Annotated in this window: 22 protein-coding genes and 1 tRNA gene; 2 read left to right on the top strand and 21 right to left on the bottom strand. The window is 38.2% G+C overall.

All coding sequences use genetic code 11. From position 1 onward, the window contains the following. Positions 1-630 precede the first annotated feature (630 nt). From MLD65_RS02795 to MLD65_RS02775, 5 genes are all read right to left on the bottom strand, one after another. Positions 631-1,170: a hypothetical protein gene (locus MLD65_RS02795; protein WP_243290351.1), complete on the bottom strand. Its 540-nt coding sequence runs from the start codon at positions 1,168-1,170 to the stop codon at positions 631-633. Then, entirely contained in the window at positions 1,161-1,337 is a 177-nt protein-coding gene (locus MLD65_RS02790; RefSeq protein WP_243290350.1) for a hypothetical protein, read from the bottom strand. Before MLD65_RS02790 ends, MLD65_RS02795 begins: the two co-directional genes overlap by 10 nt. Positions 1,338-1,715: 378 nt before the next feature. Then, the gene (locus tag MLD65_RS02785) at positions 1,716-1,907 is read right to left on the bottom strand and encodes a phBC6A51 family helix-turn-helix protein (protein WP_243290349.1); all 192 of its coding nucleotides are present in this window, start codon (positions 1,905-1,907) and stop codon (positions 1,716-1,718) included. Then, positions 1,908-2,093: a hypothetical protein gene (locus MLD65_RS02780; protein ID WP_243290348.1), complete on the bottom strand. Its 186-nt coding sequence runs from the start codon at positions 2,091-2,093 to the stop codon at positions 1,908-1,910. It lies immediately after the preceding gene. Positions 2,094-2,292: 199 nt separating this feature from the next. Further along, a tRNA-Arg gene (locus tag MLD65_RS02775) sits at positions 2,293-2,368 on the bottom strand. 329 nt (positions 2,369-2,697) lie between these two features. On the opposite strand from MLD65_RS02775, the gene clpP reads away from it, so the two are divergent. Continuing rightward, entirely contained in the window at positions 2,698-3,288 is a 591-nt protein-coding gene (gene clpP / locus MLD65_RS02770; protein ID WP_243290347.1) for an ATP-dependent Clp endopeptidase proteolytic subunit ClpP, read from the top strand. A 175-nt stretch (positions 3,289-3,463) separates the two neighbouring features. On the opposite strand, the gene MLD65_RS02765 is transcribed toward clpP, so the two are convergent. From MLD65_RS02765 to MLD65_RS02735, 7 genes are all read right to left on the bottom strand, one after another. Further along, the gene (locus MLD65_RS02765; RefSeq protein ID WP_243290346.1) at positions 3,464-3,721 is read right to left on the bottom strand and encodes an HPr family phosphocarrier protein; all 258 of its coding nucleotides are present in this window, start codon (positions 3,719-3,721) and stop codon (positions 3,464-3,466) included. A 101-nt stretch (positions 3,722-3,822) separates the two neighbouring features. Beyond that, positions 3,823-4,773: a DNA-binding protein WhiA gene (whiA, locus tag MLD65_RS02760; protein WP_243290345.1), complete on the bottom strand. Its 951-nt coding sequence runs from the start codon at positions 4,771-4,773 to the stop codon at positions 3,823-3,825. A 277-nt stretch (positions 4,774-5,050) separates the two neighbouring features. Beyond that, entirely contained in the window at positions 5,051-6,013 is a 963-nt protein-coding gene (locus MLD65_RS02755; RefSeq protein ID WP_243290344.1) for a gluconeogenesis factor YvcK family protein, read from the bottom strand. Position 6,014: 1 nt separating this feature from the next. Continuing rightward, complete coding sequence (gene rapZ, locus MLD65_RS02750) at positions 6,015-6,896, bottom strand: RNase adapter RapZ (RefSeq protein WP_243290343.1); 882 nt, start codon at positions 6,894-6,896, stop codon at positions 6,015-6,017. Between the two features lie 32 nt (positions 6,897-6,928). After that, positions 6,929-7,390, bottom strand: coding sequence for an 8-oxo-dGTP diphosphatase (locus tag MLD65_RS02745; protein WP_243290342.1), 462 nt, complete (start codon positions 7,388-7,390; stop codon positions 6,929-6,931). 339 nt (positions 7,391-7,729) lie between these two features. Beyond that, positions 7,730-8,680: a thioredoxin-disulfide reductase gene (trxB, locus tag MLD65_RS02740; RefSeq protein ID WP_243290341.1), complete on the bottom strand. Its 951-nt coding sequence runs from the start codon at positions 8,678-8,680 to the stop codon at positions 7,730-7,732. A 116-nt stretch (positions 8,681-8,796) separates the two neighbouring features. Then, positions 8,797-10,224, bottom strand: a complete 1,428-nt coding sequence (locus MLD65_RS02735; protein WP_243290340.1) for a tetratricopeptide repeat protein — start codon at positions 10,222-10,224, stop codon at positions 8,797-8,799. A 182-nt stretch (positions 10,225-10,406) separates the two neighbouring features. Here MLD65_RS02735 and MLD65_RS02730 point away from each other — a divergent pair, with 182 nt between their 5' ends. Then, positions 10,407-11,069: a DUF2225 domain-containing protein gene (locus tag MLD65_RS02730; RefSeq protein ID WP_243290339.1), complete on the top strand. Its 663-nt coding sequence runs from the start codon at positions 10,407-10,409 to the stop codon at positions 11,067-11,069. A gap of 79 nt (positions 11,070-11,148) precedes the next feature. On the opposite strand, the gene hisIE is transcribed toward MLD65_RS02730, so the two are convergent. The 9 genes from hisIE to MLD65_RS02685 all read right to left on the bottom strand — a co-directional run bounded on the left by hisIE (position 11,149) and on the right by MLD65_RS02685 (position 18,448). Continuing rightward, positions 11,149-11,775, bottom strand: a complete 627-nt coding sequence (hisIE, locus tag MLD65_RS02725) for a bifunctional phosphoribosyl-AMP cyclohydrolase/phosphoribosyl-ATP diphosphatase HisIE (protein WP_243290338.1) — start codon at positions 11,773-11,775, stop codon at positions 11,149-11,151. Beyond that, positions 11,772-12,530: an imidazole glycerol phosphate synthase subunit HisF gene (gene hisF / locus MLD65_RS02720; protein ID WP_243290337.1), complete on the bottom strand. Its 759-nt coding sequence runs from the start codon at positions 12,528-12,530 to the stop codon at positions 11,772-11,774. Before hisF ends, hisIE begins: the two co-directional genes overlap by 4 nt. Next, positions 12,527-13,261: a 1-(5-phosphoribosyl)-5-[(5-phosphoribosylamino)methylideneamino]imidazole-4-carboxamide isomerase gene (gene hisA, locus MLD65_RS02715; protein WP_243290336.1), complete on the bottom strand. Its 735-nt coding sequence runs from the start codon at positions 13,259-13,261 to the stop codon at positions 12,527-12,529. The genes hisF and hisA overlap by 4 nt, the downstream gene beginning before the upstream one ends. A gap of 3 nt (positions 13,262-13,264) precedes the next feature. Continuing rightward, on the bottom strand, positions 13,265-13,879 hold the full coding sequence (gene hisH / locus MLD65_RS02710; protein ID WP_243290335.1) for an imidazole glycerol phosphate synthase subunit HisH: 615 nt from the start codon (positions 13,877-13,879) through the stop codon (positions 13,265-13,267). Position 13,880: 1 nt separating this feature from the next. Next, positions 13,881-14,468, bottom strand: a complete 588-nt coding sequence (gene hisB, locus MLD65_RS02705) for an imidazoleglycerol-phosphate dehydratase HisB (protein ID WP_243290334.1) — start codon at positions 14,466-14,468, stop codon at positions 13,881-13,883. A gap of 13 nt (positions 14,469-14,481) precedes the next feature. Next, a complete protein-coding gene (hisD, locus tag MLD65_RS02700; protein ID WP_243290333.1) occupies positions 14,482-15,750 on the bottom strand; it encodes a histidinol dehydrogenase in 1,269 nt (422 codons plus the stop codon). Continuing rightward, positions 15,751-16,395 carry an ATP phosphoribosyltransferase gene (gene hisG / locus MLD65_RS02695; protein ID WP_243290332.1) on the bottom strand — a complete coding sequence of 215 codons (645 nt, stop codon included), beginning with the start codon at positions 16,393-16,395 and terminating at the stop codon, positions 15,751-15,753. It lies immediately after the preceding gene. Next, the gene (locus MLD65_RS02690) at positions 16,392-17,567 is read right to left on the bottom strand and encodes an ATP phosphoribosyltransferase regulatory subunit (RefSeq protein ID WP_243290331.1); all 1,176 of its coding nucleotides are present in this window, start codon (positions 17,565-17,567) and stop codon (positions 16,392-16,394) included. Before MLD65_RS02690 ends, hisG begins: the two co-directional genes overlap by 4 nt. Positions 17,568-17,935: 368 nt before the next feature. Further along, positions 17,936-18,448 carry an acyltransferase gene (locus tag MLD65_RS02685; RefSeq protein WP_243290330.1) on the bottom strand — a complete coding sequence of 171 codons (513 nt, stop codon included), beginning with the start codon at positions 18,446-18,448 and terminating at the stop codon, positions 17,936-17,938. Positions 18,449-18,450: the final 2 nt, after the last annotated feature.

Raw genomic sequence — 18,450 nt, 5'->3', positions numbered from 1 at the left:
TCAAGACTCGCCAATTGCTTCACATCTCACCTCGCACTTTTCACCTCTAAAAAACACAATGATTCTCGTTGTTCAAACCCTTTTTCCAAAAGCCACCTCATTTACAAAAATGAACACATTTCTACTTATTTATTTGAATATTATGAAATTTCTTTTTAATTATACCGTATTTCGCAATTTTCATTGCACATTATATGATAAAAAATTCATTTTATAGTAAAAAAGGAGCTAACGATGAAGTTCAAGTAAAAAAACTATGTTCATGTCTAGTCTAAAATGAACAATGATGAAAAGAAAAGAGACCTCTTTTTTAAAGAGATCTCTTTTAACGCGCTCGGAGGGATTCGAACCCCCGACAGACGTGGTACCGGAAACTAGTACGAATATTATATCGTTATAATCCGCGAAACCTCTCGCGGTAATAGTTAGAAACACGTTTGTATTGACGAGAACCTTCTCGTTGTCTGTCTGTTCCTATTTCGAATTATAAACATTCTGACGGCGAAGTCCCCCCGAAATTTTACTACGAGTAGACCTATTATACATAAGAGCGAATCTAATTGCGCGATAATCACAGTCAGCAACACGCAATAAAAAAAGATGCTCCTTAAGTTACTAAAATATATATATTTACAATCTTAAATACGCTAGTAGTTTTCCCGATTCATTTCGTTGTAAAATCTTAAATTCATTTTTTAAATAAAAATCGTTTAATATAGGTTTATCATCATACTCAACACAAACTACACGTAACCCCGATAAATTATAGATTAATTTACAGTTTTCTAACGCTAGCTGTAATATCTCGTATCCAAAAACTTTACCTTTGTAATCTTCTGATCTTCCTAGTTGTGCAATTAAAATAGTATTGAAAATTGTTGCATGCTTATCGTTAGTTAACTTTTGTTTGGTACTTCCCGATACACCGTCAATAAATTCAAATGGTTTAATCATTAAAGTGAAGTAGCCAATGATATCATTATTTTGGAATTCATCAATTACAAGGCTAGTTCTTGTAAACGACCTTTTTTCATTTAGCATTTCCTTTTTATGTAAAAACTTCTCCACGTCAGGATTAACTGAGCAAGAAAAAGAAGAGGAGAGGTATTCAGCTACCTCTTCCTCATTACTTGCTGCTTCAATTAAGCTAGATAAACTAATTACTTGCATTTTCTAGACTTAAGTACATTCGCTGCATGAGCGATTCTTTCTTTATTATTCATTTTAATATCATTAAAAACATTTGATTCTTTTATTACTGTACGTGGAGTGGATAAAATCTTTTGAGCACTCGATTCGTTTATTACAAACCTATCTTGTGAAGTTACAGTAGCCACTTCCTTCTCCCCCTTCCGTCTACGCACTAATATCACCTCCGTAAAGAGACGACAATTAGTACACCCCTTACTATAAAGTATAAAGAATGTACAAATAATATACAATATTTTCTATCGCCTTTTTAAATCCTATGATTTCCACATTGTAACATTTCATACATCAAACAAGAAATCCGCCCGAGCGCTAGGCCTAGGCGGTTACTTTACGTCAGTTTAACATATCGTTTAATTTGTCGAGTTCCCTTTCGACTTTCTCGTGGCTTTCGGTCATTTCGTTCACAACGGATCAACAAGCTTACCCGATAGCTTATAGAAGAGTTCAAGTGCCTTGATCGCTAGCATACCGTTGTTTGAAGTTCCCTTGATTAATTTAATCAACTACGCGCCAGCTAATGCACGATAGTTATCGGGTTTATTATCGCTAATAACGCTCCTATACCGGGTAAAATCGGGGCTTTGACACCAATTATAAAGCGCCCGAATAGCAATACCGACTTCCTCCGCGATTTCTTCATAAGTTTTCTTCTCATCTTTGGGCGCAAACTCATTCGCAAACTTTCGGACAACCATTCACGGAAATATGACATTAGCTTGAAACAATCTTTTTTTCACTTCCCGAACGCCTTCCGTTTTCTTCAACGAAATGAAATATTCAAACACTTGGTCTATCGAATAACCGAACGATTTCACTTCGTCAACCTTTACCTTTGTGCGACGTTTTACAATCGGTTTTCCTTTGCGACTATTTTCGGACAAAACAAAAAACACCCCTTTCGAATTCTCAACGTTTTATAGTTAAGAACACGAAAAAGGTGTTTCGTGGTTTACATATTTTCACGTGGTTAATACGCCGTGGTTTATACGTTTTTCAACGCCAAAACCATGTGCTTTCGAATTAGCAAACGAAAAGACAAACGGCTTACAAACGTTGAAATGACGCTATTTTTATAATGGACGCGCTCGGAGGGATTCGAACCCCCGACAGACGTGGTACCGGAAACCACCGCTCTATCCAACTGAGCTACGAGCGCATATATTTCAAATGTTGCTTTTACATTATAATCGAATATCAACATTATTTCAAGGTTTCGATATTATTTTCTAAATAAAGTCATTGTTTGAAACAGGACAAAATCGGGTAAGATGGTTTTGTAAATAAAAATGGAAAGTCGACTACATAACATCATTGATTCCCTAATTTAAGAACATGCACACATTTTAATGACCGAAGAAAAGAGAAGATCATACTCCTTTTAGAAAATACATCATTTTCAAATATTATCGTTTGACCTTTATTGACCTTCAATGTATGATGGAGATAACGAAAAAATTTAGAACCTAAGACTAGGGAGGAATCGTAATGAATTTAATTCCTACTGTTATTGAACAAACGAACCGCGGAGAACGTGCTTACGATATTTATTCTCGTTTATTAAAAGACCGCATCATTATTCTCGGGACACCGATTGATGACCATGTTGCCAACTCAATTGTAGCTCAATTGCTCTTTTTAGCAGCGGAAGATCCAGAAAAAGATATTTCTTTATATATTAATAGCCCAGGTGGTTCCATTACAGCTGGAATGGCGATTTATGATACGATGCAATTCATTAAACCAGACGTTTCAACAATGTGTATCGGTATGGCGGCTTCAATGGGCGCATTTTTATTAACGGCCGGTGCAAAAGGAAAACGTTTTGCCTTGCCAAACAGTGAAGTAATGATTCACCAACCATTAGGTGGAGCCCAAGGTCAAGCAACAGATATTGACATTGCTGCACGCCGTATTCTATCTTTACGTGACAAATTAAACAAAATTTTAGCAGACCGTACTGGACAGCCATTAGAAGTGATTGAGCGTGATACTGATCGCGATAACTTCATGTCAGCTGAACGTGCATTAGATTACGGAATTATTGATAAAGTCTTAACGCCAGATGGTGTAAAATAAGGAAATAAAAAACGGTGAGATTTAAAAAATCTCACCGTTTCTTTATTTATATCTACTCCCTATTTGAGTTGTAGGAAACTGATTTTATCCAAAAGTGTGTATATTGAAATCGGCCATTTCGCCGATTTCGATTATTCTAACCTCTGAACAAAGTCGCTAACGCGACTTTGTTCTTTTACCCTTCTTGTTGGACATAATTCGCAAGCGCTTTAATTGCTTCTACTTCATCGTTACCATCAGCGATAAGTGTAATGACAGAGCCGGAACTAATGGCTAAGCTCATAAGTCCCATAATACTTTTTGCGTTTACTTTTTTCCCTTCTTTTTCAAGAAAGACATCAGAAGAAAATTTGTTTGCTTCTTGTACAAAGATAGCGGCAGGTCTCGCTTGAAGGCCAGTTTTCAACCGAACTTCCACCTTTTTCTCAATCATCTATATCCCCCTCATTTCTTATATCATTTATATGAAATTCATCATTGTATACGTTTACCCCGAATTAATTATATTCATTTATTAAATTTGAATGGTGAAAATTACTTAAACGAAACCATTTGTCCAGAACGTAATTGCTCCGCAATTTGATCTAATTTTCTTAATCGATGGTTAATGCCGGATTTACTAATTTTCCCACTCGACACCATTTCTCCGAGTTCCTTTAATGTAACATCTTGATAAGTAACACGTAACTCCGCAATTTCACGTAATTTGTCTGGTAATGCTTCTAAACCGATTCGTTCATCGATATATTTAATATTTTCTACTTGTCTTAGGGCAGCGCCAATCGTTTTATTTAAGTTGGCGGTTTCACAATTGACGAGTCGATTCACAGAATTTCGCATATCCCGTACAATACGGACATCTTCAAAACGCAATAATGCTTTATGCGCACCAATCAGCGTTAAAAATTCACCGATTTTTTCTGCTTCTTTCAAGTACGTTATATATCCTTTTTTGCGTTCTAATGTTTTACTATTTAGATCGAACGTATTCATTAACGCCGATAGTGAATCATTATGCTCTTTATATAAAGAAAATATCTCTAAATGGTACGAGGATGTTTCCGGATTATTGACAGATCCACCAGCTAAAAAAGCCCCGCGAATGTATGAGCGTTTACAACATTTCTTCGCTACAAGCTCTGGAGATATTTCGTGATTGAAGGTAAATCCTTCTCCGAGAATTTTTAAGTCTTCTAATATTTTTTTTCCTTGTTCAATGAGTCGCACGATATATACATTATTTTTTTTCAAACGCATTTTTTTCCGAACTAACAGTTCGACTGGAATTTCATATTGTTTTTTTGTTAATGTATAGATTCGACGAGCAATTGCGGCATTTTCCGTTTGAACATCTACGATAAACTTACGATTGGAAAAAGAAATCGAACCGTTCATTCGAATAAGCGCAGATAATTCAGCTTTTAAACAACATGGTTTCACTTCGATGTTTGTTAATTCTTTTTTTGTTTCGGATGCAAAAGACACGGGTTACCACCTCCAATCGAACGCCAAAACCGTCTTAACCTTTTAATAAAGTGAAACTTCATTCAGTGGGGGTTTTCTTCATCCCCCACTGAATGTTAGTCCCTACGGGATGACCTAAAGGCCCTTGTGACCCACAGGATGTGGGTTACACAGACGTGGCCACAGGACGTGGCGCTCATAGTCTGTGTTCTTTATGTTCGGACCTTTACGGGCAGTTGTCCCCCACCTACCTTCTTTGCTTTACTACAGAATCTTGAGGTGGGGGTCTTACTGCCCGTTAAGAGTGGGAGAAAAGCTCATATAAAATCGATGCCATCTTTTTCGTATTATGTCGAATTACTTGATTTTCAAATGATATAATATCGTCTTGAATAATATTGACTCCAAATTGTTTCAATGCTTCCATATCAACCTGTACTGGCTCTGCTTTCTCCTCGGCATATCGTTCCTTAATCGAATCCGGCACTTCAGCATTATTTACGATCACCGTATCAATGAATGTGCATTTCATATGCTGATAAAGCGCTTTTATATGATCGCTCGCTGTAAATTGCAACGTCTCGCCGGCTTGTGTCATCACATTACAAATATAAACCTTTTTTCCCTTTGATCTACACACTTCTTGACCAATATTCGATACGAGTAAATTCGGTAAAATACTCGTATATAAACTTCCTGGACCGAGAATAATCATGTCAGCTTCTCGAATGGCTTCAATGGATTCAGGAAGCGGCTCAACATGTTCCGGAGATAAAAAGACTCGTTTAATCCGCTTCCCAGAGTATGGAATTTTTGATTCACCAGATACAATCGTACCGTCTTCCATTTCCGCATTTAAAATAACGCTTCGATTCGCTGCTGGAAGGACACGCCCACGAACATTCAGCACTTTGCTCATTTCTCGAATCGCATGCATAAAGTCGCCCGTAATATTTGTCATAGCAGCTAAAATCAAGTTACCAAGTGAGTGACCGGTTAAATTATTTCCTTTATTAAAGCGATGTTGAAATAGCTCTTCAACTAAAGGCTCAACATCGGATAAAGCGGCCAATACATTTCGAACATCTCCTGGCGGGGGAATATTTAGCTCATTTCGCAGACGTCCAGAGCTGCCTCCATCATCTGCAACCGTCACAATCGCGGTTATATCAAAAGGATATTGCTTTAAGCCACGGAGGAGAACAGATAAACCTGTACCTCCTCCAATAATAACGAGCTTTCCTTTATGTTTATTCGTCATCTTACTGTTGTTTTCTCCTCTCGATATCTCGATGCGTTACATGCGTTTTATAATCCTTTTTAAAGTGATTCGCTAAATACTCCGCTAACGTTACCGAGCGATGCTGTCCCCCCGTGCATCCAATTGCGATGACAAGCTGACTTTTTCCTTCACGCTTATATTGCGGAAGCATAAACGTAAGTAAATCAACCGTCTTTTCAATAAACTTGGCCGTTTCATTCCATTTCAGGACATAGGAAGATACTTCTTCATCCATCCCGGTTTTTGGTCTCATATGTTCAATATAATGAGGATTTGGTAAAAAACGAACATCGAAAACGAGATCTGCATCAATCGGAATTCCATATTTAAATCCAAAGGACATCACATGAACGGTAAAAGGATGGTCTTCGTTTTCAGCAAACTGCTTTAAAATTTTCTCCCGCAACTGACGTGGTTTTAAAGTAGATGTATCAAAAATAAGCTGAGCTCTTCCTTTTAACTCCTCTAAAAGCTCACGTTCCATTTGGATTCCTTCTAAAGGTAAGCCCGTAGGAGCAAGCGGATGTGATCTTCTCGTTTCTTTATAGCGACTCACTAGCACTTGATCATTGGCATCTAAAAACAAAATTTGTGGCGTAATCCAATCGAGCTCAATCATTTCATCAAGTGCATGAAATAATGAATCGAAAAACTCTCGACCACGTAAATCCATGACAAGTGCCACTTTATTCATTTTCGTTCCAGACTCTTTCATAATTTCTAAAAACTTCGGTAAAAGAGTAGGTGGTAAATTATCGACACAAAAATACCCTAAATCTTCAAAGCTTTGGATCGCAACCGTTTTTCCAGCACCAGACATTCCTGTAATAATGACCATCTTTATTTCAGACACCTTGCTCATCGGTTTATGCCTCCCCCATACAAATCATTCTTCTACATTTGCGGATCTAAACGGTACGAAAGTAATTCAAAATCAGGTGTATACGTAAACGTTCCATAAATTGTACCGGTCCCTTTTACCATATAATCAATAATATGATAATCCCCTGGAGCCATAGGCAGTTGATGAATGTCCTGTATAGGATGCCAAGCAAGCTTCCCTTCTTCTGTTTCAAATACGTTCTCACCACTAAATTCGGTCGTAAAAAACGTGAACATCATCCATTCTTTTACGACTTCATGACCGTCTTTTATAATCATGGTAAAAATCCCTTTGACTTTTGGATTGGATAAATATATTCCGGTTTCTTCACGGAATTCTCTTACGACTGAATCTTTAATGGATTCACCTTGCTCCATTTTCCCACCTGGAGCAGACCACCAATTTCTCCGTGGCTTTTGTAATAACAAAACTTGATCATCTTTTAATAATACACAGTTCGTAACTCTTTGCAACGATATCACCTCAGGTCTTTCACTTCACGACTTACTTATTCCTTTCATTATACTATTAATAAACACGTAATCACAATGAACGTGTATCATTCTTGTTCCGGAAAAATGACAAATCCATGAAAATTAGGGAACTACTAAAAATGCGGGTAAGGGTTCTGTGGAGCTAAGTAAGTAAAAAAAGAAGCACGGGAGAGTGCACCCGTGCTAAAACGTCTATTTATAAAAGGGGGTCAATTACTATTCTAATAGTAACTTATTATTATTTCACGGATGTTACAAGAGAATTAAATGACCGTTACGTTTATAAAAACAATATGCGACAAACCTACCGACTAACCCCTATTTAACTGCTTTTAATTTTTCTTTTAATTCTTCAACATAATGCTGGGCGCTTTGTGCTGCAATACTACCGTCACCAGTAGCCGTCACGATTTGGCGTAACGATTTTTCACGAATATCACCAGCTGCGAAAATACCTGGTACCTTTGTTTCCATTTCCGCATTTGTGACGATATAACCGTTTTCGTTTGTAATGCCAAGGCTTTCAAACGGCTTTGATAAAGGCACCATACCGATGTAAATAAACACACCATCTATCTCTTTTTCCGTCTCTTCACCCGTTTGAGTATTTACAAGCGTTACTTTTCCTACTTTCCCATCAACTTCATGAATTTCTTTAACTGTATGGTTCCAAATAAAGTCCACTTTTTCATTATCAAATGCTCTTTGTTGAAGAATTTTTTGTGCACGCAATTCATCACGGCGGTGAACAATCGTTACTTTATTGGCAAAACGTGTTAAATAAACACCTTCCTCAACAGCCGAATCGCCGCCCCCAACAACAAATAAATCCTTTCCTTTAAAGAAAGCACCATCACATACGGCGCAATAAGATACACCACGTCCACCGAGTTCACTTTCACCTGGAACGCCAAGCTTCTTATACTCTGCTCCAGTCGCAATAATGACAGAATGAGCTTTATATTCTTTGCCACCCGCTTTTACAATTTTATACTCCTCACCATCGACTACTTCTTTAATATCTCCATATGCATACTCTGCTCCAAATTTTTTCGCATGCTCAAACATTTTATTTGATAATTCAGGACCTAAAATATGGTCAAAGCCAGGGTAATTTTCAACTTCTTCTGTATTCGCCATTTGTCCACCCGGAACACCACGCTCAATCATTAACGTAGATAAATTCGCACGCGATGTGTACACAGCGGCTGTTAACCCTGCAGGACCTGCACCAGCAATAATGACATCATAAATTTTCTCTTCAGCCACGATCATTTCACTCCTTCGTTATAAAAGCAATCCTCTTTTCATTTTTACTTCTCTATAACCTATCCTATAAGAAACGAAACATCCATGCCAATTATTTGCTCAAATTTGTAAGTTCCTTACATTTGATCATCCGTTTCGAACTTCTCTACTTGACGAACATATTTAGTAAGCGTTGCGGGTGACAATTGATACATATCGGCCATATTCGTTTTTGTCACTTGAACCTTTTTATGTTTTAAATGTACATAATGAACAGCCGCCGCCCATGCTTTTTCATTTTGCAACTTAATATTATGTTTTACTGCTTGAATGAAAATATGAAACCATTCTATAAGTAAAAAGCTTTCGTCATCTTCTCGCTTTAACATATCCGCCACACGGAAAGCGAATGAAACGACTGTCTTTTCATTTTTTCCATTAGATAAAACATACTCGATCGCTTCTTTCTCTAAAGGAGTATGAAATTGACGATTTAGAAGCTCTTCTTTTCGATCCGAATGTTTACTAATCATATAAATATTATATAATTCAATTTCTAACTCGTAAGATGAGTCCGACTTAGCCCAAGGTTCAGAACCTTCTTTGTCCGGATTGTACTCCAAAACCTTTTCCCAACATTTATAGGATAATTCATGATGGCCCGTATAATAAGCAGAATACGAAAGCCAATAAAAGAATGTGTCGTCCCCATTAAATCCACTTCGATATAAAGAATATAACCATTTAAAGGCCTCATCATAATATCCGACAAGAGCAAATGTCGCGCCTAGTTTATAACGGTGTTCCGTTAACATCGGATGGATGCATGCTAGTTTTTTCACGAGCTGTCTCACATCATCATCTTTTCTCTCATAAAAATAAAAAACAAGCAAATTGCAAAGTGCATGCAAATTACCTGGGTTTCGTTCTAGTACTAATGATAAATAGTTTTTAGCCTCTTTCACCTCACCTAAATAAAAATGAGCTAATGCTAAATTGTTATAGGCTGACCAAAATTCAGGATACTCTTCAATTAAATCGCAAAGCTGTTCAATTGCTTTATGAAACTGACCATTTTCCAAATAAGATTTAGCGATCTCTTGTTTCACAATTAAATCATCTTGGTCCTTGAATAAGTCGTCATCCACTTCAATCGCTAGCATGTCTAGTAGATCATTGATCTCTTCATCAAATTCTCCGTCTTCATTTTGCTCTTCATATAAAAGGGCATATTTATGTGCTTCATGGAACAAGCCAAGATGAGCGTAATTGTTCGCCATAAAATAGTAACATTCTGTCATATGAGGATTTACTTCTTTAATTATACGCTGTAATAATTCATTCGATTTTTCATATTCCTGAAGCTCCGTATAAATCATCGCTAACTGAACGAGCACATTCTCATCCTTTGGAGACAAGTTCATCGCTCGATGGAACATTTTTGCTGCTAAGCTTAAATTATGCTCTCGATAAGCTTTTAGCCCACGACGATAAAAATAACGGCTATCCTGCAATAATAAAACAACTTTTGACTGTTCGTGTCGATTATTCACTTGATTTGTCACTAACATCCTCCATTTCACATCATCTGCCGTAGCATAGTATATCACATATTAATCGTCTAGAGTACGTAAAATGAAGGTATACAACTTTCCTTCCCGGCATCTCAACCAAAATAAGTTCATACTTTTTTATTACATTTTTTGTTCATCGCATATTAAAATATAGTATGAAAGGAGTAGATCCAATGTACTATAACTTAGTTGTGACATGCATATTTTGTAACGCAGATTTTCAATCAACAAAAATTTTAAGTCATAAAGCAAAATTCACGAGAATGGATAGTGATTTTTGTATTCATTATGAATTAGATAATCCGATGTATTATGACATTTTCGTCTGTCCCCACTGTGGATATGCCTTCCATAAATCATATAGAAGATTAGTAGAACCTTACTATTCACTCATAAAAGAGAACTACATACAAAAAATAAAGAAAGTCGCAAATTTGTGTGGAAAACGCACATTTGAAGATGCAATGCGGGCCTTTAAATTAGCACTATTAACTGCGCAAATTTCAAAGGAGCGGAAAGTAGTAACCGGGCATCTTTGTTTAAAGATTGCTTGGTTATATAGAATACAAGGAGACAAAGAAAGGGAGAAGCTTTTTTTACAACATGCAGTCGATGATTTTATGCATTTATTATCGAATGAACGACTAGATATACAAGAAATTGATGAAGATAAATTAATTTATTTAATTGCCGATTTAAATTCTCGCTTAGATAATTATAGTGTAGCTAGAAAATGGTTTAGTTACTTAATAACGAGCGGGAATGTTTCGAAAAAATATCGAAACTATGCATTAAATAGGTGGCATGAATATAAAGATATTCACGCGGTGCAATAGAAAGGCTTCCCCACCGGTCTTTCATCAAATGGTGGGGCCTCTTCCAAATCGAATTCTTAACCTGGTAGAACGTATCACATTATGAGCCATGCCGCTCTTTCAACACTTGTAAAACATCGTCAAGCGGGAGTTTTTGCTCTCTTAATAAAACCATAAGATGGAAAATCAAGTCGGCTACTTCCCACTTTAGTTCGTCTGCATCTCTATTTTTCGCTGCAATAATGACTTCAGCGGCTTCTTCCCCTACTTTTTTTAAGATTTTATCGACACCTTGTTCAAACAAGTACGTACAATATGACTCCTTCGGCCGTTCAACATCACGTTCAGCAATAATCTTCTCTAGCTTATTTATCATTTCAAATCGCTCATTCCCAATATATAACGGAGTATCTTCAACCGTTTGATGGAAACAAGTATATTGTCCAGTATGACAAGCTGGTCCTTTCGGTTCGACTAGTATAACGAGCGCATCTTGATCGCAATCATAGCGAATTTCCTTTACGTATTGTGTATTCCCTGACGTCTCCCCTTTATGCCATAATTGTTTCCGTGATCGGCTATAAAACCACGTCTCATTCGTTTCCAACGTTTTTTGTAATGATTCTTTATTCATGTAAGCAACGGTCAACACCTCTTTGCTCACTGCATCTTGAACGACAGCCACAATTAAACCCTTTTCATCAAATGTTAAAGAGTCTAAATTCATCTTACATTCACTCCCTCTTGCTGCAAATAACGTTTTACTTCTTTTACAGACGTTTCTTTATAATGAAAGATTGAGGCAGCAAGAGCAGCATCAGCCTTCCCCTCATGAAATACTTTAAGAAAATGCTGAGCGTCACCTGCTCCACCAGAGGCAATGACAGGAATCGAAACTGCTTCACTGACCATTTTCGTTAAGGGAATATGAAAACCGTTTTTCCCTCCATCAGCGTCCATACTTGTAAGCAAGATTTCGCCAGCGCCACGCTTGACTACTTCCTTTGCCCACGAAACGACTTCCCAATCTGTCCGCTTCCGTCCACCGTGTGTATAAACATAAAAAGCATCGTCGTTCTCATCGTATTTTGCATCAATCGCAACAACGATACATTGCGATCCAAAAAAGCTGGCCCCCTCTGTAATCAAGTCCGGCTTTAAAACGGCCGCTGTATTAATCGATACTTTATCAGCGCCAGCACGTAAAATCGATTTCATATCCTCTAATGAGTTAATACCTCCGCCAACGGTAAACGGAATGGCTAACGTAGCGGCAACTTGTTCAACCACTTCTCTCATCGTTTTGCGGCCTTCGAGTGAGGCAGAAATATCTAAAAAAACAAGTTCATCCGCACCTTCTTCATCATAAAAACGAGCGAGTTCAACCGGATCGCCCGCATCCCTTAACTCAACAAACTGAACGCCTTTTACAACGCGGCCCTCTTTTACATCTAAGCACGGGATAATACGCTTTGTAATCATGATTGACCCACCTCTTTTATGGCATCACGTAACCGAATACGGTTCGTATAAAGCGCTTTTCCAACAATGGCTCCTGAAACGCCATCTTGTACGTACATATTTAACTGCTTTAAATCCGCTAAAGAAGAAACACCACCTGAGGCGATGACGGCTGCTTTTGTTTTTTTGGCTACATGTAAGACAGCATCAATATTCGGACCAGATAGCATACCGTCTGTTGCAATATCTGTAAAAATAAATACTTTTGCCCCTTTTTCAACTAGTGCTTCCGCTAATTCAACAGCACGAATTTCTGATGTTTGCAGCCAACCTTCAATCGATACATATCCATCTTTCGCATCAATCCCAATCGCGATTTTCTCTCCATATTTGGCAAGCATTTTTTCAACAAAGGGTCGATTCGATATCGCTGCACTTCCTAAAATGACGCGGTCGATCCCATTTTGTAAGTAATCCTCCACGTCTTCCTCTGTTCGAATACCACCGCCAACTTGAACCTTTACCGGTAATTGCTTCGCAATTTGAAAAACATGCTCATGATTGACTCTATGACCCGCTTTTGCTCCGTCTAAATCAACGATATGAATCCATGTTGCGCCCTCTTTCACAAACCGCTTCGCCATCTCAAACGGGGAGTTTCCGTATACCGTTTCCTTTTCGTAGTCGCCTTGCAACAGTCGAACACATTTCCCACCTAAAATATCGATCGCTGGATAAATTGTAAAATCCATTTTTTATTTCTCCCCTTCTACCATCTGGATAAAATTTCTTAAAATGGCGATTCCTAATGCACTGCTCTTTTCTGGATGAAATTGTGTTCCAACTACCGGACCTTTTCCAACAATGGCAGGTACTAAAACACCGTATTCAGCACTTGCTAGAATAATATCCGAATCATTTGATACCGCATAGTACGAATGCACAAAATAGGCATAGTCTTCTTCCAATCCATTTAAAAGTTCATGACTTTTGTGAAAGGTAAGCTTATTCCATCCCATATGAGGAACTTTCAATGATGGAATGATCATTCTTTTTATTCGCCCACTTAAAAAACCAAGCCCTTTCGTTTGTCCATTTTCTTCACTTTCATCAAATAACAGCTGCATTCCTAAACAAATGCCAAAGAGCGGCTTTCCGTTCGTTACTTCTTCTTTTAATAATGTGGCAAGTCCCGTCTCATTCAGTAAAAACATCGCATCTTTAAAGGCGCCGACTCCAGGTAAAATATACCCGGTGGCCTTTTTCAATTCATCTGTGTTACTTGAAATGAAATACGGTGCTTTTAATCGTTCTAACGCTTTACTAACACTGAATAAATTTCCCATCCCGTAATCGACAATTCCGATCATCTTACAACATCCCTTTCGTAGATGGAACCCCTTTGATGCGAGGATCAATCATCGTTGCTTCATCTAACGCTCGACCTAATGCTTTAAAAACCGCTTCAATCATATGGTGTGTATTACGACCGTAGTGAACGATCACGTGTAAATTCATCCGTGCTTCTAACGCTAATTTCCACAAAAATTCATGAACGAGCTCTGTATCAAACGTCCCCACGGTTGCTGCTGGAAAGTCTCCTTTCAATTCAAAATGAGGGCGATTACTTAAATCAACAACGACTTGGGCCAACGCTTCATCCATCGGAACAAAAGCATTCCCGTAACGCTTGATTCCTTTTTTATCGAGAAGAGCTTCTCGTAGTGCCTGGCCAAGACAAATGCCGATATCTTCTGTCGTATGGTGGTCATCAATCTCAATATCTCCATTTGCGACCACATCGAGATTAAACTGTCCATGTTTCGTAAATAAATCAAGCATATGTGAGAGAAACGGGACTCCCGTCTCTAAACTTGATTCTCCATCACCATCTATTGCCAATGTTAATTGAATATTTGTTTCATTCGTTTTTCGAATAACGGTAGACGTACGTTCCAACGTTTCTTCCCCCTTATTTTAACCGTGTTTCGATCGCACGAGCATGAGCTTCTAACCCTTCAAAACGAGCAAGCTTTGCAATTTTCGAAGCTTTCTCCATGAATGCCTCCTGACTGTATTTAATGATGCTTGATTTTTTCACAAAATCGTCCACATTTAACGGACTTGAAAATCGTGCCGTTCCATTTGTCGGCAAGACATGATTCGGACCGGCAAAATAATCACCGACAGGTTCTGAACTATATCTTCCTAAAAATATCGCTCCTGCATGTCGAATGTCGCTTAATTGTTCTTCCGGATTTGTTGTCAAAATTTCTAAATGCTCTGGAGCTAATTCATTGACAACGTTTACCCCTTCAGAAATGGAATCAACGACATAAATTTTCCCGTAATCATAAATGGATGCTGAGGCAATTTCTTTTCTAGGTAAGGTCTCTAGTTGTCTAGCGACTTCTTGTTGAACTTGCTCTGCTAAACGGTCTGAAGTTGTGATGAGTATACTTGTTGCTAACGGGTCATGTTCTGCTTGCGAAAGTAAATCAGCAGCCACTTCTTGTGGATCAGCAGACTCATCCGCTAAAATAACAATCTCACTTGGTCCTGCGATCATATCAATATCGACGAAACCAAACACTTGACGTTTTGCAAGGGCGACAAATATATTTCCAGGCCCTACAATTTTATCAACAGGAATCATCGATTCCGTACCGTAAGCAAGACCTGCAATCGCTTGTGCACCGCCTACTTTATACATTTCCGTTACACCCGCTTCATAGGCAGCGACGAGAACACTCGGCGGTAACGTTCCTGCTTTATTCGGAGGAGATGTTAACACAATTCTCTCAACACCTGCCACTTTTGCTGGTATCACATTCATTAATACAGAGGACGGGTACGCTGCTGTTCCTCCTGGTACATACACACCAACAGAGTCGAGTGGCGTGATTTTTTGCCCAAGCATCGTTCCATTTGCCTCATAATAAAACCATGATTCTCTTTTTTGTTTTTCATGAAAGGAATAAATATTTTGCGCTGCTTCGCGGATGATCTCAATAAATTCTTCATCTATTTGTTTATAAGCCTCTTCGATTTCTTCTTCTGAAACTTTAAATGAAGAAAGTGAAACATGATCGAATGCTTCTGTATATTGTTTAATAGCTTCATCGCCACGTTGTTTTACATCATCTAATATTTTTTTGACGACTTCTTGCTGAGAATCCGTCCCTGATTCAATGGACCGACGCAAACTGATGTTTTTATTTGTACCTTTTACGATTTCCATTTACCTCACTCCTTGCTCGTCCTCTACAACATGTGCTAACCGTTCCACTAACTTATCAATTTCTTGATCTTTCATTCGATAACTAACAGGATTAACGATTAGTCGTGAAGTAATATGAACAATATGCTCAAGCTCTACTAATCCATTTTCCTTTAACGTTCTTCCCGTAGATACGATATCGACGATACGCTCAGCTAATCCGATTAATGGAGCAAGTTCAATGGAACCGTTTAAACGAATAATTTCTACTTGCTCACCTTGTTCTCGAAAATACTTAGATGCAACGTTTGGATATTTTGTCGCCACTTTCGGAGCGACATCACTTATTTTGCCATTAGGTAAACCAGCTACTGCTAGATGACATGGACTAATATTTAAATCTAACACTTCATATACGTCACGCTCTTCCTCGAGTAAAACATCTTTTCCAACAATCCCTACATCTGCTACACCATGCTCAACATATGTTGTTACGTCCATCGGTTTTGCTAATATGTAGCGAATTTGATTGGATGGGACATCTAAAATAAGCTTTCGCGACTCGTTTAATTCTTCTGGCAGCGTATAACCTGCCCGCTTTAGAAGCTTCGCTGCTTCTTCAAAAATTCGCCCCTTCGGCATCGCAATCGTTAACCACTCACTCATTCAGCTCGCTCCTTTCCCGGTTTTCCGAGAAAGTACTGCACTTCCTCAAACGATTGAACAAATTGATCAATATCTTTTACACCGGAAATACTTTGCATCACAACAAGCTTCCCTTCACTTCGAAGCTTCATTGCCTCACGAAACGCTTCCTTTCGCTGTTCTTCACTAAAAATCACCCCATACATAGGACGGGTTTTTGCTGCATCTCCTAAAGCGACGACTAAATGATCAATTTTTATCCCAAATCCAGTTGCAGGTGCTGGTCGGTCAAATTGAGCCAATAGTTGGTCATACCTACCGCCATTTCCAATTGGAAACCCGACATGATTAGCATATAACTCAAAAATGATACCTGTATAATAGCTCATATGGCTTACCGTATTTAATTCGAGCTTAATATATTTTTCCACACCGTATGCTTCAAGCTGCTTCCACAAATTTTGCAACTGAACGAGCGCTTGTTTCCCTTTTTCACATTGAACAATCATCATCGCATCTTCTGCTTTCTCAATCCCGCCTTTCAGGTGAAGAACGTTTAATAGTCGCTCTTTATCAATTTGCGATAATGCTAGATTTTTAACATGTTCGCGATAGCCGACAAAATTTTTCTCATATAAAAATTGTTGTAGCTCTTTGGACCGTTCTTCATTACCAAGAATCTCTTCAAATAAAGCATGGGCAAATCCGACATGCCCGATGGAAATTTTAAACTGTTCTAAACCAGCAGCTTTTAACGTAAATACCATTAAGGCAATCACTTCAGCATCTGCACTAGTCGTACCGTCTCCAATCAATTCCACACCAATTTGTTCAAACTCCGCTGGTCGTCCGCCTTCGTGATGCTGAGCTCGAAAAACATTTGCTACGTATGCTAAGCGGAGCGGACTATTTTCCTTATATAATTTTGAAGCAGCCACACGAGCAATGGGAGTCGTCATATCTGGACGTAACACTAACGTATGTCCTTGTTGATCCAATAGCTTGAATAGTTGATTTTCTACTATAGCTGACTGCACACCGACGGTTTCATAAAATTCTAATGTCGGTGTTTCAAGCATTTCATATCCCCATCGTTCAATTTCATTGACAATTTCATTTCGTACAGATGTCTTGACCGCATATAAATTCGGAAGCGTATCACGCATCCCAAGCGGTTTCTCAAACATAAACACTCGCTGGCACCCCCCAAAAATCCTTTAATTCGCTAATATGCTACCATACTACCAAAATAAAGGTTTTCAATCAATACTCAAATGATACATTTTTAATTATTTTCGGAAAATTTTACATTGATATCTGTTAATTACACAAAATTATTATAATTCCTGCTTACAAATTGTTATGAAGGTCAATAAAGTTAAAGGTTATGGATTTTTTTCTTGATTTGCGTACTATTTTCATAACTTGTGGATTTCTTTCTTGAACTCGTGGACTATTTTTCACTACTTGCGGATTTCTTTCAAAACTTGCGAGAATATGAAACAAACTTGCGGATTCCCTTTAATTTGGTATGAAAAAAAGGTACGAGTCTCTCTTTTACTCATACCTTTTCTTTCCGTTTTTCCATTTCTTCTTTTGTATAAATAAGTTGCATTGGGTTGCCGCCAACGAAACAGCCTTCAGGAACGTCTTTATGGACGACGGTTCCTGCCGCTACAATGGCACGGTTTCCAATTTTAACACCAGGAAGAATGGTACTGTTGGCGCCGACCATTACTTCATCTCCAATTTCAACTTCTCCGAGACGGTATTCATCAACTAAATATTCGTGAGCAAGAATGGTCGTGTTATAACCAATTATACTATTTCGCCCGACTTTTATTTTTTCTGGAAACATGATATCGACCATGACCATAAAGGCGAGTGATGAATACGGACCTATGTTCATTCTTAAAAACGTTCGATACAGCCAATTTTTTACCGACATAAAGGGTAAAAATCGACCGATAAAAATAATGATGACATTTTTAAACACTTTCCAAAATGAAACGGTTTTGTAAACTTGCCATAATGAATTCGGACCGCCTATAGGATATTTTGTCGTTCTTCTCACAC

It is taken from the genome of Bacillus sp. FJAT-47783 (assembly GCF_022808615.1).
Lineage (GTDB): Bacteria > Bacillota > Bacilli > Bacillales > Aeribacillaceae > Bacillus_BZ.
This window is presented reverse-complemented; position numbering and strand designations above follow the sequence as displayed.